This is a genomic window from Novosphingobium terrae, assembly GCF_017163935.1.
GTDB lineage: Bacteria > Pseudomonadota > Alphaproteobacteria > Sphingomonadales > Sphingomonadaceae > Novosphingobium > Novosphingobium terrae.
Window position 1 is genome coordinate 623,657 of the sequence record NZ_JABVZR010000002.1, and the last position, 13,571, is coordinate 637,227.

A 13,571-nucleotide genomic window follows, 5' to 3' on the forward strand; every position below is an offset into this window, starting at 1 on the left:
TGGCGGTTGGCGCCCCTTCAGTCGTCCTGCCGCTGTGCATGTTATGAAAAGAGAGTTCCGTTGAGGCGGCAAGATGACGATGTGAACGGCGCCCCGGACGATCCGCTGAGCGAGCAGGCCGCCCTGTGGCTGGCGCGCCATCAACTCGGCACGCTGGATCAGGATGCCTTCCACGCCTGGCGCATGGCCGATCCCCGCAATGCTTTGGCCTTTGCCCGCGCGCTGGCCGCATGGGATGCCGCCGGGCGCCTGCCTGTGCCGGAAGCAGCCCCCGTCACCCAGAGCACGCCGGTCTCGCGCCGGTCCTTTATGCGTGCGGCCGCAGCGGCGGGCGCGGTCACGGTGGCCGGGGCGGGCGGCTTTGCCTCGCGCGCCTATGCCTGGAGCACAGCCTCCACCAGGCTGGGCGAAAGCCGCAAGATCCGCCTGCCCGATGGCAGCAGCGCCGCACTCAACACGCTGTCGCGCCTGTCCTGGCGCTTTTCCAGCAGCGAACGCACGCTGTGGATCGAACAGGGCGAGGTGGCGGTCGATCTGGTCGATGGCCCCCCGGCGGCGCTGCATGGCGAGGACCGTCTGGCGCATCTTTCCGCCGGGCGCTTCAATGCGCGGCTGCGCGGCGACATGCTCGATCTGATGGTGATGCGCGGGCAGGCCGATACGGCGGGCGCCAGCGCGCAAAGCGGCCACAGCCTGCTGATCTCTCCGCACAATGCCGTGGCGCGGCCTTTCAGCACCATGCAGATGGCCACCGCCATGGCCTGGCAACAGGGCGAGATCCTGTTTCCCGACACCACGCTGGGCGCAGCGGTGGAGGAGTACAACCGCTATCTGGCGCGCAAGATCGTCATCGTCGATCCGGAACTGGCCGCCATTCCGGTGGGCGGGCGCTTCACCTCATCGGACCCGGCGGCGTTTCTGCGCGGGATTTCGCTGGGTCTGGGCGTGCATGTCGCCACATCTGACAGCGGATATTTCCTGACGCGCTGAACATCTCGAAACCCGAAAATTTTTTTGCAGCAACTTGGCGGTGAGCGGACAATCAATCGTCCTGGAAAGCAAGAGCCCATCAGGTCGCTTCACAACAAAGGTTCTTTCCATGTCTTCGCGTTCGCTTCAGAAGTCGCTTTGTGCGGCTCTTCTTGTCACGTCTGCTCTTCATGCCCTGCCCGCCTGTGCCGCGACGCAAGGTTTCGACATTCCCGCCCAGCCTCTTTCCAAGGCGCTGACGCTTTATGGCCGTCAGGCGGGCGTGCAGATCTTCTTCCCCAGCGCGCGCATCGCCGGGATCACCTCCGCCGAGGTCAAGGGCAGCATGCCGCGCGATACCGCGCTGCGCCGCCTGATCGCGGGCAGCGGGCTGGAGATCAAGAGCGATGACGGCAAGACCGTGATCCTGGGCATGGGTGAAGGCGCCCCCCAACCCCAGACCGCCGCCGCCGACAGCGACGACATCATCGTGACCGGCACGCGCGAACAGGCGCAGACCACCTTCACGGCGCTCTCGCCGATCGACACCTTTTCATCCAAGACCATCAACTCCACCGTCTCCAGCCAGCTGCATGAAACGCTGGCGCAGCTGGTGCCGGGCTTTCAGGTCAAGAAGCAGCCCGCCTCCGATGGCCCCGAATTCATCCGCCCCGCCTCGCTCGACGGGCTTTCGGCGGATATGACTCTGGTGATGGTTAACGGCAAGCGCTTTCACCGCTCGGCCTTTCTCAACAACAGCACGGGGGCGCAGGCCGCCGATCTGGCGCAGATCCCCACCTTCGGGATCGACCGTCTGGAGGTGCTGCGCGACGGCGCCTCGGCGCAATATGGCACCGATGCCATCGCCGGGGTGATCAACATCATCCTCGACACCAAGCCGGGCTTTTCCGCCTATGCGCAGGGCTCGCAATATTACCATGGCGATGGCGCTCAGGGCCAGTTCGGCGGGCGCGCGGGCTTTGCGCTGAAGGGCGGCGGCCATGTGGTGCTGACGGCGGAATATGCCCATTCCGACGCCACATCGCGCACCAACCAGCGACCCGACGCGATCAGCTTCGCCGCCGCCAACCCCGGCCTTTCCGTCCCCAACCCCGTGCAGCGCTGGGGCAATCCCAGCACCACCTCGCTCAAATTCTCGCTCGACGCCGCCAAGCCCATCACCGACAGCATCGAGGCCTATGCCTTTGGCACCTATGGCAATGGCCATGGCTGGTCGGACATCAACTGGCGCAATCCGTCCAGCAACAGCAATCTCTACAACACCAGCGCGGCCTATCCCGGCTTCAACCTCAACACTGTCTACCCCGCCGGTTTCACCCCCAGCGAGGGCGTGCGCTACACCGATCTTCAGGCCGTGGGCGGCATCCGCAGCACCAGCAAGGGCGATTTCACCTGGGATCTGAGCGGCTCCTACGGCGCCAATGGCACCAATTTCTACCTCAACAATTCGATCAACGCATCGCTGGGCGCCGACAGTCCGCATGATTTCTATCTGGGCCGTCAAGTGCAGCGCGAGTTCAACCTCAACGCCGATGGCGTCTATCGCCTGTCCACGCCGCTGTTCGCCAAGCCGATCAACATCGCTTTCGGCGCGGAACGCCGGGTGGAAAGCTACAGCATCCGTCAGGGCGACTATGCTTCCTACGCCGTCGGCCCGGCGGCCTCTTACGGTCTGGCGGCGGGCGCCAGCGGCTTCCCCGGCTTCACCCCCAGCCAGAGCGGCACATGGGATCAGACCAGCTATGCCGGCTACGTCGATGTGCAGGTGCCGCTGACCAGCAAGTGGACCGCCGAGGCCGCGCTGCGCGATGAAAGCTACACCAGCTTTGGCAACACCTTCAATTACAAGCTGGCCACGCGTTACGAACTGACCCCGGCCATCGCCGTGCGCGGCTCCTGGTCAACCGGCTTCAAGGCGCCCACCCCGGCGCAGATCAACTCCACCAGCACCAGCCAGGGGCTCGATACCACCACCCTGCTGCTCTACACGACCGGGCGCCTTTCGCCGCTCAATCCGGTGGCGCAATATTTCGGGGGCAAGGCGCTCAAGCCCGAGACCTCCAAGACCGCCAGCTTCGGTTCGGTGTGGAAGACGCGCTTTGGCCTGTCCGGCTCGGTCGATCTCTATCAGATCGATGTCGACAACCGCTTCAGTGTCTCGCCCACCTACACCATCACCTCGGCGATCCGCCAACAGCTGGTGGCCGGCGGCGTGGCGCAGGCCGCCGATTACACCTCGATCACCTTCTTCACCAATGATTACAACACTCGCACGCGCGGCGTCGATCTGGTGCTGAACTACAAGCATAAGGTCGGGCCGGGTCAGCTCGATGCCGGGGTCGCCTACAGCTACACCCAGACCAAGGTGACGCGCGGCACGCTGGCCACCAACACCACGCAGAAGATCCTGTTCGAACAGGGCCTGCCGCAGCACAATGCCACCGCCTCGATCGGCTATACGCTGGGCAAGGTCTCGGTGCTGGGGCGGATGCGTTATTATGGTGCCTGGACCGATTCCAGCGGCAATGCCACCGGAGACATCTTCCAGCGCTTCGGGGCGATCACCTTCTTCGACGCTTCGGTGTCCTATGCCTTCACCCCGAAGGTGTCGCTGCGCATCGGCGCGGAAAACATCTTCAACAAATACCCCGATCAGGCCATCTTCCAGGCCAGCCGCGGTCTGGTCTATTCGCGCAACGCGCCTTACGACACCAATGGCGGCAACTACTATGGCCGCGTGGAGGTGAAGTTCTGATGCAGCTGTCACGCCGCAACACGCTGCTTGCCGGGGGGCTTCTGCTCCCCGGCATGGCGAGCGCCGCCACACCGTCGGCCCTGCCCCCGCAACCCGAGCACAGCGGCATGGCCAGGGCACGGCTGGGCGTGACGGAAAACCCCTTCGGCCCCAGCCCGGCGGCGCGGCGCGCCATTGTGGAATCGGTGGCCGAGGCAGCCTATTACCCCCACAGCGAAGCCCCCCTGCGCGACATCATTGCCCGGCAGGAAGGGCTGGCGCATGACCACCTCACCCTGTCGAGCGGCTCTCTGGATGCGCTCACGCTGTTGACGGTGGCGATCGCTCAGAGCGGACGCGTGGTGGCGCCCGCGCCCAGCTATGACACCCATCTGATCTATGCCGCGCGGCAGGGCATCGAAAGCGACCGCGTGCCGCTGCGCGCCGATCACCACTTCGATCTGGATGCCATGCTGGCCGCCATCGGGCCGCAGACGAAGCTGGCCTATGTCTGCAACCCCAACAACCCCACCGGCCTGCGCCCCGATCCCGAGGCGCTGCGCGCCTTCTGCATCGCCGCCTCGGCCAAGGTGCCGGTGCTGGTGGACGAGGCCTATTTCGAACTGGCGCCCGATCCACATCGCCAGTCGATGGCTTCGCTGGTGCGTGAGGGGCATGATGTGATCGTCACACGCACCTTCTCCAAGGTTTACGGTCTGGCCGGTTTCCGCATCGCCTATACGCTGGCCCAGCCCGAGCGGATCAGGCTGCTCAACAGCCGCATCACCACCTCGCGCAATCAGGCGGGGCTGGCGGCAGCGGCGGCCTGTCTGGGCGACACAGCCTATCTGGCCGGAGCCATCGCCTATCTGAAAGGTTGCCGCGAGCAGATCTATCGCATCTGCGAGGCCAACAGGCTGCGCTATCTGCCGTCAGACGGCACGTTCGTCTATATCGACTGCGGCATGCCCGCAGCGGCGTTGCAACAGCGCCTGAAAGCGCTCAGCGTGGAGGTGCGCCTGTTTGAAGGTGAGGCCTATCGCAACTGGATGCGAGTGGGTACAGCGACACCAGCGGAACTCGCCTATTTCGCCAAGGTTCTTCCAGAGGCGCTCAAAGGGTAAGTGGCCGGCCCTCATGACGTGCCCTTGATCAAGAGGACTCGTGCATGGACAGGCGGCCTGAAAGACGATCATGGATCGTCGGCAATTGGAAAATGCATGGCCTGCGCGCTTCGCTCGCCGCTGTGGTGGAGATCGACCGCGCCGCGCAGGCTTGCGGCGAGGTGGATGTCGCGCTGGCGCTGCCCTTTACGCTGATCCATGCGGCGGCGCAGGCGGTCAGCCATATCGCGATCGGCGGGCAGAATTGCCACACGCAGCCGCAGGGGGCCTATACGGGCGATATCTCCGCCGCGATGCTGCATGATAGCGGGGCCGATTGTGTGATCCTCGGCCATTCGGAGCGTCGCCTCGATTGCGGCGAAACGGACGAGATCGTGCGGGACAAGCTGCACACGGCGCTGAGCAGCGGCCTGACCGTGATCCTCTGCCTCGGCGAACATCTGGCCGAGCGTGAGGCGGGCCTCGCCGAGGACAAGGTGCGGCAACAACTGACCCATGCGCTGACAGGCCTGACCCCCAGCCCCGATCTCGCCCGGCATCTGGCCATCGCCTATGAGCCGATCTGGGCCATCGGCACCGGTCTGGTGCCCGAAGCCCCCGCCATCGCCGCGATGCATGGCGCCATCCGGCAGAGCCTGGCCCAAGCGCTGGGGCCATCGGCCAGAACGATCCGCCTGCTCTACGGCGGCTCTGTGGATGAGGGCAATGCTCCGGCGATCCTGCGCCTTGCCGATGTGGATGGCGCGCTGGTCGGCAACGCCAGCCTTGATTCCGCCCGGTTTGCTGCCATCATTCAGGCCGCACAAGATATCCGGGATGCGTGACAGGTGACAGCAGGCTGATGGTTGATGGTTAACTTTCGGCCCTGGCAAACGCCAGGCTAGCTCGCCGAGCGAAGGTATCTCAAAAGGGCAGAAACTGCCACTATGAATACGCCGACAGAGAATTTGATACAAACTATCTATCTGAAAGATATGAATTACCAAGTCCAACCTACCGGATTTTAATCTAGCGAGTCCTCTTAGTTCGGCACACCGGCCATAAGATCATCACATGCCCTGGAAGACTGAGTGCTGCTCTCGGCTCCTCTTGATTGCTCAGAGTTAGACATCTCTGGTGCCAGGATTCATGCCATGATTTTGTGGGCCGTTGCGACCGAGAGAATCGGACTATGACCAAGAAAATTAGCTTCACGCCTGTGACAATTGATAGCCTTGCAAGAGGCTCGCTGGCGGACCCACTCACACCCGGTTTGGCGATCGAAGTTCTGCCAAGCGGCAAGAAGCGTTGGTATTACCGTCGCAAAATTGCGGGCAGAAAGGTCGTCGCCACGCTGTTCGGAGAATTGTATCCCTCAATGACAATTGCCGATGCACGAGCATGGGCACGCGGATTAAACGACCAGGTTGAAGCAGGGATTGACCCACGGGTCACGCTTCGGAAAGCAAAGTCCCACGCACAAATGACGGTCGCGTTCGCCCACGGACTTTATATGGAGGCCGTCAGGGATGGCCGAATTTCTCGAAGACAGTCTACCCTTAAGCCGAATTCGATTAGGCTGAAATTGGGTTATTACAGACGTGACATAGCACCCAAATTGGGAAGTCGGAGCATTTACGACATTACCGAGAACGAGCTCATAGAGTTGGTGGAAGCAAAGGGCAAGACCGCCAAGGTTGGAGCTAACGGCCTTGCAGCGGAGTTGAGAGTTTTTTTCGGGTGGGCATGCTTTCTGACGGGTAAGGAGGTCGGTCTATCGGCAACCCTACGGCTACCAATCCAAAGAGCCTTCTTGCTGTGCGCTTCCGCTGACATAACCGCCGTTCGCGAGTCCGATTGGCCGAGTCAAAAGCCGTCGTCGGTTCATCGGGCTTTGGTCGACCGGGAACGGCCGCTTTGAGGGCCGTCAAGAACGGCAATCTCTGGCAGAAATGTCAGGGGGAGCGGGCATGGGTTTCGCCGCTATCAGGGAGGTTCACCTTTGTGGTTAGCATGCCCGATAAGCGAAAATTTGGAAACGCAGAGCTGATCCGAAATGCCAGCGCTGGAAAAACTGACCTGTTCATTGAACGGGAACCGGAACACACGCGTTTGGTCAACCTGTTGATATCCGGTGCCTCCTGCCGCCTGCAATTGAGAAAACATTTTCAGCGAGCTAATGCAGTATGGCCGCATTGATCCATGCATCCAAGACACAATGACTGTCGATTCAGGGCTGTTTTTCTGCGTGCTCACTGCCGAATTTGGACCTCCTTCCAGAACCATGATATGGGCCTCGTGAAGATTGCCATCCCATTCGGACACATCTTTATCATTAATGGCGCTGTGTATGAGAACCAGCTTGACGCCCAATGCTTGACTGATTTCTTTTGGCGAATGGTATCCTTGTTGAGATCGCACAAGTGTAATCAGTCCGGTCCACAGTGCCTTTTGGACGGGATCAGCAATTAAGCTTTGCTCACCCTGCCGGACCTGTTCAGGCGACGCCACAAATGAGTGAATACCGAAATCTTCAACAGGATAGAGCGGGCCTATCAGAGCTGGAGCAGACTGCCGTTGTTCGATTGTGGTTTGAGAATTCACATCATTTGCGAACATGGCAAAGGCAAATGCAGCAGCCAGTGCTGGGACTTCTGGCAAAGGGCATATGCGAGCCGTAAGGCGCTTGGTGATAGCTGCGAGTCTCATCACGTTGATCTATCGCGCTTCGCAATATTGCTGGCAATGCCTGCCAGATGGGGCATCAGGCGATGTCCGCTTTGTTGTTGCATCCGGAAAGGCAGATTTTCGAGCAAAAACGCTAAAAGCTGCCACTGCAGGGCTATAGGCCCTACCCGCTGACTTAGCTGCCACCCAGGGCCACTATCGTAATAGTTGAAAGCGCCCATTCGTTCAGCAAGCAACCCTGAGTTGCCCCCCCAACAATGCGTCCGGGTTCATGGTGCCCACTTTTTGAGACGCCAAATTGGGTATTACAATCTCGCAACGTCCAGCAAATATGCTCCCTTTCAGACATGTAAATACCGCATAAACAAGATTGACACTATGAAATGAGTAATTGAGTACTACCTTCGCATATTGCGAGGATTTTCAATGAATATGATCATACGCGGCGTGCTTGCAGCTCTCATACTGGCAAGCATGCCAGCACATGCCGTAGCTAAGGGTTTGGGCGGTGAGATCACTGCAGGAAAAGCCGAGCATAACTGGGGTGGTGAATTAGGCGTAGGTTACGGGCTCGAACTTGGCCCTGTTACCTTGAGGCCAATTGCAGGTGCCTTCCTCTACCGAGGAGATAACAATCGCTACTATCAAGACAATTTCGCGAATGGTCAGTCGCGATGCCGGGATAGCACAAACGGCCTGTTCGCCAACGACAGCAAATGCAACAACTGGCCTGCTGCCGGTTTGATGGACACCAAGATAAGGTTCTTTAGGCTACCCCAGCCTGGCGTTCGAAGTCGATAGGGCTGAGATAGCCCAGGGTCGAGTGCCTGCGGGTGGGATTGTAGAAACGCTCGATATAATCGAACACATCGGCTCTGGCCTGATCGCGAGACCGATAGACCTTCTTGCGGACCCGTTCGGTCTTGAGGGAAGAGAAGAAGCTCTCCATCGCCGCATTATCCCAGCAATTGCCCGATCGGCTCATGGAGCAGGTCACGCCATTATCCTGCATCAGGCGCTGGAACTGCTCACTGGTATATTGGCTGCCCTGATCCGAATGGTGCAGCAGAGCATCGGGTTTGCCCCGGCGCCAGATGGCCATCATCATGGCATCCGCCACCAGTTGGGCCGTCATGGTCGGGCTCATCGACCAGCCCACGACACGGCGCGAGAACAGGTCGATGACCGCCGCGACATAGAGCCAACCTTGGGCGGTCCAGATATACGTGAAGTCTGCCACCCACTTTTGGTTGGGCGCATCGGCCACGAACTGACGATCCAGCACGTTGGCCGCGACCACTGACTTTTCGCCATGATCCTTGGGCAGGCCACGCCGGCGCGGTCTGGCGCGCAATCCCTGCTGGCGCATCAGACGCTCGATGCGATGCAAGCCGCAATCCACACCGTCAGCCAGCACGTCATGCCAGACCCGCCTTGCACCATAGGTCCGGTCGCTCAGCGTGAAGCTTGCCCTGACTTTGCGCCCCACCTCGATGTCGCTTCTGGCGCGCGCCGATGGGGCACGCACCAGCCAGGCATGAAACCCACTGCGCGAGACACCGAGCGCCCCGCAAAGCCACGATACCGGCCAGATCCCTCGATGCTTCGCGATGAAGGTAAACCTCATATCGAGTCCTTCGCGAAGTAGGCCGCGGCTTTTTTTAGAATATCGCGCTCCGCCTTGAGCTTGGCCACTTCCCGGCGCAGGCGCTGGATCTCCTGCTGCTCAGCCTTCATCTGGCCGTGCCCAGGAAAGGCATCCTGCTTGTCGGCCCCAAACTCCCGAACCCATTTGCGCAGCACATTCTCATGCACATCAAGATCGCGGGCGGCTTGTGCAACCGCTACCCCGCGCTCCTTTACCAATCTTACCGCTTCAAGCTTGAACTCGCGGCTGAACTTCCTTCGTTGCATCGATGCTCTCCGGTTGATGAAAACACCTTATCTTGGTGTCCATCAAACCGGCAGCAGGCCAAACGTTGCAGTGTCGTTCTACGGCAAAGTCGAGGCGGCGGTGTCGATTGCCTCACTCGCAGAAGTTGGAGTTGGTGCGCGTTATTCTCGTGAGAAGGTCCGGCCATATGGCCTGATCGCGGTGCCCGTCGCCCCCAAAATCAAAGTGGCGGCTCAGGTTGGTGACCGCTACTTTTCTGCAGGCTTTCGAGTTGGATTCTGATCCGTTCGAGAGCAGGTTTCGCCTGCTCTCGAAAGCCCCATTAGGAACTGGCGGAAGGGCGTTGTCCTCTGAAAAGCCGGCACTTCGCGGTAGCAGATTGCGCCCCAAAAAGCGGTCACCTATTGAGTAAGCCACAGCCATATTCGACAATAATATAACTCAGTTCTGTTTACCCCCCTACGCTATCAATTTACCATTGATTACACTCTGACATCATGAAGAGTTTTTCAGATTTTATGATCGGAAATTTTCAAACGTTTACAAGCAGGGATCGGAACGGGAGTAGACTATGAACAGAGTGGCTCGCTCGATAATATTAATGACCGCGACGATATTCTGCATGTTCCACGGCCCTTACGCCAAAGCACAGCCTTCACCTTGCCAGGACGATAAAGGGAATGATCGCTGCAACGACGACCAGCGTGCTCAACAAAGGCATCTCTACAATGCTTCTGATGCACAAGATTTCGCGAATAAGAAAAGTCAGTTGGTCAGGGCTTTCTTTGTCGATGGCTATGGTCAAGACGTTGCACTGGTTTCCTTCGAACGCGCCCCAGGAGAAGATCTGAAAGTCGAGGTGCGCGTTCCCAGCCATAATGGAAGTTCGGAGAACGTATCTCTGGTCGGCCAACTGTCAGGCGCTGCATGGACGGACATATTGGAAGGTGCTCGAACGTTTGACCGCGACCTTGTCCCTTTGCCCAAAAGGAAAGGCGAGTTGTCCATTTGTCTTCATAGTTGGGTGTCCACCGTGGAGGTGGCTGACGAGAATGGCAAGGTTCGCAGAAAAACCAGCCTTGCTTGCGGCAATGACGACCTTGTCTCTGCCTATGCGTTCAAATTGGCGAACATCGCCGTCGATTCCTTTTCCTTCTGTGCAACGCTTTCGCGCGAAGCATCAAGGAATGATGTCACACGGCTTGCTGATTGCTGGAAGCTGAGGGGAGACAGGACAGCAGCGTCCCAAGCGTATAATCGCCTCCATACCCGATGGTTTCTGCATCCGAATGGAGTTGATTTCGCGCGCTCCCTATACGATCTTTTCGACGAAAATGCAGAGGTTACGTGGCCAGGAGAAGAAAAGGCGACAGGCGCTGCATCTGCTTCACAACTCTGGACAGCAAAGGCAGGTCAGAACCGCTTTGTGCCCCGAACCTATTTCGGTGAAACGCATGACAGAGTGAGAATAGAAGGACAAATCTGGCCACGGCCCAAATCTGACGCGGACAGACCGCAACCCATTCCCGTCACCATGCTCTGGACCAGAGAGAATGGCTTTGACTTTCGCTTGCGGAGCCTATCGCCAGCAACGCGGCGTTAGGATAGACTTTGCACCGCCGTTGCGCCATGTGTAACCGCGCGGTTGGAAGCTCAACGATGGTTTCCACTGGCAAAGCCAACATAGCCGGTCGCTGTAGGCAACCCTAAGAGCCGCCGTTCATTCAGGTGAGAAAGCACGCTCACAAAACCTTCCTGGTCGATCGGCATCGACTGCACTGGCATTCCACGATGCATATTATGCGTGTGCCAATTTGACCCTTTTTAGCGGCGCGCAATGCGCTTTCGGGTGATGTTTTTTGCCCTGTGAGCGTGTTAGCACCTCTCATCAGTCCAATATCCGCGAATCATCATCCTTAGATGAAAATCTTGCGTATTCAGATTTATAAAATCCAAAGAAATCCAATCCATAAAATAATTATAAAATAATGCTTGGGAGGAATGAGATGATCATATCTCAACTGCTCGATACACGGCCGCAACTTTCGGTAAGGGAATGTGATATCCTTGAATGTGTCGCGATAGGCATGTCAGCCAAGGAAATTGCACGGCATGTCGATTTAGCGCCACGCACCGTAGAACGGTATATTGAGAATATGCGATTGAAGATGCACGCACGCAACAGCGCGCATATGGTGGCTTGCGGCCTGTTTTACGGTGCTATCAATATGCCGAGCTAACTTGCCTCCACAAACCGACGCCAACCATCCTTGATGTCTAGCGCTCAACTTTGCGCAATTGCCGGGGGCGTGTAGATCTGACCGGTCATCGCCGCGTCAGGCATATAGGCCCGCAGCAGGATCAGAAACGGCCCGCTGGCCGGGGCTGGGAGCCAGTTGGCCGTCTGCACGCCGCCCGGATCGCTACGCGGAATGACAATCTCCAGCGAGCCGTCCTCGCCATAGATCAGGCCAGGCGTGCGGTCGCCGATGGTGTAGCGGTCTATTGGATTGTCGGTGAGGAAGAAGGCGCCATTGGCTTCGGCCTGATACATGGTCAGCGACCAGAACGCTTCAACCGGCGGCCTTGCTCAGCGCCCTGCCCTCGGCGATGCCAGCTGCGATCTCTTCGGCCTGCGCAGTTGTGAAGCGGGCGGGATCAAAATCGGCATGACCCAGCCCCAGCGGGGCGATGTTTTCCAGCATGCGTCGGTCGGTGGCTGGTGCCGGGTTTTCCAGCATCAGCGCATGGGCGGCGGCCAGCCAATCCTGCCATGGTCCGTTGCGATCGGCGCCTGGGGCCCAATCGCCCCTCGGAGCGGCCTCACAGGCGAACCCCGCCAGTACATCGCGCGCGGCGGCGACATCCTCGGGCCCGTTCACCACCACGCGCGCCAAAGCCCAAACCCAAGGCGTGGTCGCGCGGATCGCACCTGCTGGCGCCGGGCCTTCGGGACCGACGAGCGTGAAGGTTCCGCCATGTTGGCCCGTCGTGCGGCTGCCCAGCACGGCGATATGATCGCTGAACATGTCCATCAGCGCCAGCGAGCCATAGCGATCGCCCAGCGACGGCAGGGTCAGCGTCGCCGGGCCATGGCGCAGGTCAATAAAGGCATTGGCATAAATCGTGTCGGCATTGGGCGTGGTGACGAAACGATCCTTCGGTGTGGCCAGCCCCTTGAGCGAGAGGAAATGCCCCGAAGGCAGGCCCCGGCCCAGCATGGTGGCGCGGGTGTTGGCGATCTCGACCAGCGGCAGGGCGTAGAGGAAGGCATCGCGCGCGGCAGTGGTCAACGTGGGGGGGGGCGGCGGTTTGCAGGGGCATGGCTGAGGCCTTTCGCTTGGGGAGTATCAGGCCTTGTCGGCGGCATTCTGGCGGCGGCGCCACCAGCCATAAGTGGAGGAAGCGATCAGCGTGATGAGCAGAGTGAGCATGGCGAAACTCCTGGGATGGTGAGGATTGATGCCCTTGGGATGCGCCATTAATATGAGCCTAACTCACATTCTCAAACTCGCGTTCACGGGGCGACGCATTGCCAAGAAAAAAGAGCAACGATCAAAGCGATAGAGCCAAAGAGCCGCAGCAGCAGCGTTCGCGACTCAAGGTCGAACTCATATTGGAGGCGACCATGCGCCTGCTGGAGAAAGGCGGCATGGCTGCGCTGACCACCAATGCCGTGGCCGCCACAGCGGGGGTCAGCATCGGCACACTCTACCAGTTCTTCCCCAACAAGGAGGCGATCCTCGACACACTCGCCGATCACGAGATGGCGCAGATGCGCCAGCGCGTGATGCTGGCGATGAAGGATGCTGGCACGACCTCAACCCAAGCTCGCATTGCCGCCGTGGTCGAGGCGGTTGCCGCCAGCTATGGCGAGCGCCACGGTGCGCATCGCATCGTCATGGAGCATTCGCTCGATCGGAGGAGCAACCGAATGGGCCCTCTGATTGCCGCGCTGCTGACGCATCTGCGGCAGTATCGTGCGGTGGGGCCGATCCGGCGGGCGCTGAGCCCGCAGGATGCCTTCGTCCTCACCCATTCCTTTATAGGCGTGCTGCACGCGATGATCGCTGACGATCAGACCATCGTATCGAAGGCAGAGATAGCAGAAGCACTTTCCCGCATGACCTGTACCTTCCTCGGCCAGTGACGCTGACAAAGC

Annotated in this window: 14 protein-coding genes; 9 read left to right on the forward strand and 5 right to left on the reverse strand. The window is 59.6% G+C overall.

Translation table 11 applies throughout. The annotated features are described in order from the left end of the window. Positions 1 to 60: 60 nt before the first annotated feature. The 5 genes from HGK27_RS21295 to HGK27_RS21315 all read left to right on the forward strand — a co-directional run bounded on the left by HGK27_RS21295 (position 61) and on the right by HGK27_RS21315 (position 6,748). Positions 61 to 990 (forward strand): FecR family protein, encoded by a 930-nt coding sequence (locus HGK27_RS21295; protein WP_206244823.1) that lies wholly within the window; start codon positions 61 to 63, stop codon positions 988 to 990. Between the two features lie 109 nt (positions 991 to 1,099). Next, positions 1,100 to 3,745, forward strand: coding sequence for a TonB-dependent receptor (locus HGK27_RS21300; protein WP_241127711.1), 2,646 nt, complete (start codon positions 1,100 to 1,102; stop codon positions 3,743 to 3,745). Next, positions 3,745 to 4,848 carry a pyridoxal phosphate-dependent aminotransferase gene (locus HGK27_RS21305; RefSeq protein ID WP_206244824.1) on the forward strand — a complete coding sequence of 368 codons (1,104 nt, stop codon included), beginning with the start codon at positions 3,745 to 3,747 and terminating at the stop codon, positions 4,846 to 4,848. Before HGK27_RS21300 ends, HGK27_RS21305 begins: the two co-directional genes overlap by 1 nt. Before the next feature lie 44 nt (positions 4,849 to 4,892). Further along, the gene (gene tpiA / locus HGK27_RS21310; protein WP_206244825.1) at positions 4,893 to 5,672 is read left to right on the forward strand and encodes a triose-phosphate isomerase; all 780 of its coding nucleotides are present in this window, start codon (positions 4,893 to 4,895) and stop codon (positions 5,670 to 5,672) included. A 347-nt stretch (positions 5,673 to 6,019) separates the two neighbouring features. Then, positions 6,020 to 6,748, forward strand: a complete 729-nt coding sequence (locus HGK27_RS21315; RefSeq protein ID WP_206244826.1) for an Arm DNA-binding domain-containing protein — start codon at positions 6,020 to 6,022, stop codon at positions 6,746 to 6,748. A gap of 65 nt (positions 6,749 to 6,813) precedes the next feature. Here HGK27_RS21315 and HGK27_RS21320 read toward each other — a convergent pair whose 3' ends face one another. Further along, entirely contained in the window at positions 6,814 to 7,536 is a 723-nt protein-coding gene (locus HGK27_RS21320; protein WP_206244827.1) for a hypothetical protein, read from the reverse strand. A 745-nt stretch (positions 7,537 to 8,281) separates the two neighbouring features. Continuing rightward, positions 8,282 to 9,429, reverse strand: a protein-coding gene (locus HGK27_RS21325; protein WP_206244828.1) for an IS3 family transposase whose coding sequence is annotated in 2 segments (ribosomal slippage) — positions 8,282 to 9,171 and positions 9,171 to 9,429 — 1,149 coding nt in all. Because the reading frame shifts where the segments join, the coding sequence is not laid out codon by codon here. A gap of 16 nt (positions 9,430 to 9,445) precedes the next feature. Between HGK27_RS21325 and HGK27_RS21330 the strand changes: the two genes are divergently transcribed. The 3 genes from HGK27_RS21330 (at position 9,446) to HGK27_RS21340 (ending at position 11,649) form a co-directional block, all read left to right on the forward strand. After that, positions 9,446 to 9,691 (forward strand): hypothetical protein, encoded by a 246-nt coding sequence (locus HGK27_RS21330; RefSeq protein ID WP_206244829.1) that lies wholly within the window; start codon positions 9,446 to 9,448, stop codon positions 9,689 to 9,691. Between the two features lie 289 nt (positions 9,692 to 9,980). Further along, positions 9,981 to 11,012 (forward strand): hypothetical protein, encoded by a 1,032-nt coding sequence (locus tag HGK27_RS21335; protein WP_206244830.1) that lies wholly within the window; start codon positions 9,981 to 9,983, stop codon positions 11,010 to 11,012. Positions 11,013 to 11,496: 484 nt separating this feature from the next. Continuing rightward, positions 11,497 to 11,649 carry a LuxR C-terminal-related transcriptional regulator gene (locus tag HGK27_RS21340; RefSeq protein ID WP_241127837.1) on the forward strand — a complete coding sequence of 51 codons (153 nt, stop codon included), beginning with the start codon at positions 11,497 to 11,499 and terminating at the stop codon, positions 11,647 to 11,649. Between the two features lie 44 nt (positions 11,650 to 11,693). Here HGK27_RS21340 and HGK27_RS21345 read toward each other — a convergent pair whose 3' ends face one another. From HGK27_RS21345 to HGK27_RS31305, 3 genes are read right to left on the reverse strand one after another with little or no spacing between them, the layout of a single operon-like run. Continuing rightward, positions 11,694 to 11,963: a DUF1214 domain-containing protein gene (locus tag HGK27_RS21345; protein ID WP_206244832.1), complete on the reverse strand. Its 270-nt coding sequence runs from the start codon at positions 11,961 to 11,963 to the stop codon at positions 11,694 to 11,696. A 19-nt stretch (positions 11,964 to 11,982) separates the two neighbouring features. Further along, positions 11,983 to 12,702, reverse strand: coding sequence for a DUF1254 domain-containing protein (locus tag HGK27_RS21350; RefSeq protein ID WP_206244833.1), 720 nt, complete (start codon positions 12,700 to 12,702; stop codon positions 11,983 to 11,985). Between the two features lie 57 nt (positions 12,703 to 12,759). Continuing rightward, positions 12,760 to 12,891, reverse strand: a complete 132-nt coding sequence (locus HGK27_RS31305; RefSeq protein ID WP_274617188.1) for a hypothetical protein — start codon at positions 12,889 to 12,891, stop codon at positions 12,760 to 12,762. Positions 12,892 to 13,037: 146 nt separating this feature from the next. Here HGK27_RS31305 and HGK27_RS21355 point away from each other — a divergent pair, with 146 nt between their 5' ends. Beyond that, positions 13,038 to 13,559 (forward strand): TetR/AcrR family transcriptional regulator, encoded by a 522-nt coding sequence (locus HGK27_RS21355; protein WP_206244834.1) that lies wholly within the window; start codon positions 13,038 to 13,040, stop codon positions 13,557 to 13,559. The last annotated feature ends 12 nt before the right edge of the window (positions 13,560 to 13,571 follow it).

What these genes read in the sequence shown, in the direction of transcription:
- tpiA (WP_206244825.1), top strand. Translation starts at nt 4,893, where the DNA reads ATGGACAGGCGGCCTGAAAGACGATCATGGATCGTCGGCAATTGGAAA.
- HGK27_RS21315 (WP_206244826.1), top strand. Translation starts at nt 6,020, where the DNA reads ATGACCAAGAAAATTAGCTTCACGCCTGTGACAATTGATAGCCTTGCA.
- HGK27_RS21335 (WP_206244830.1), top strand. Translation starts at nt 9,981, where the DNA reads ATGAACAGAGTGGCTCGCTCGATAATATTAATGACCGCGACGATATTC.
- HGK27_RS21355 (WP_206244834.1), top strand. Translation starts at nt 13,038, where the DNA reads ATGCGCCTGCTGGAGAAAGGCGGCATGGCTGCGCTGACCACCAATGCC.
- HGK27_RS21340 (WP_241127837.1), top strand. Translation starts at nt 11,497, where the DNA reads ATGTCAGCCAAGGAAATTGCACGGCATGTCGATTTAGCGCCACGCACC.
- HGK27_RS21345 (WP_206244832.1), bottom strand. Translation starts at nt 11,963, where the DNA reads ATGTATCAGGCCGAAGCCAATGGCGCCTTCTTCCTCACCGACAATCCA.
- HGK27_RS31305 (WP_274617188.1), bottom strand. Translation starts at nt 12,891, where the DNA reads ATGGCGCATCCCAAGGGCATCAATCCTCACCATCCCAGGAGTTTCGCC.
- HGK27_RS21305 (WP_206244824.1), top strand. Translation starts at nt 3,745, where the DNA reads ATGCAGCTGTCACGCCGCAACACGCTGCTTGCCGGGGGGCTTCTGCTC.
- HGK27_RS21300 (WP_241127711.1), top strand. Translation starts at nt 1,100, where the DNA reads ATGTCTTCGCGTTCGCTTCAGAAGTCGCTTTGTGCGGCTCTTCTTGTC.
- HGK27_RS21320 (WP_206244827.1), bottom strand. Translation starts at nt 7,536, where the DNA reads ATGAGACTCGCAGCTATCACCAAGCGCCTTACGGCTCGCATATGCCCT.
- HGK27_RS21330 (WP_206244829.1), top strand. Translation starts at nt 9,446, where the DNA reads ATGAAAACACCTTATCTTGGTGTCCATCAAACCGGCAGCAGGCCAAAC.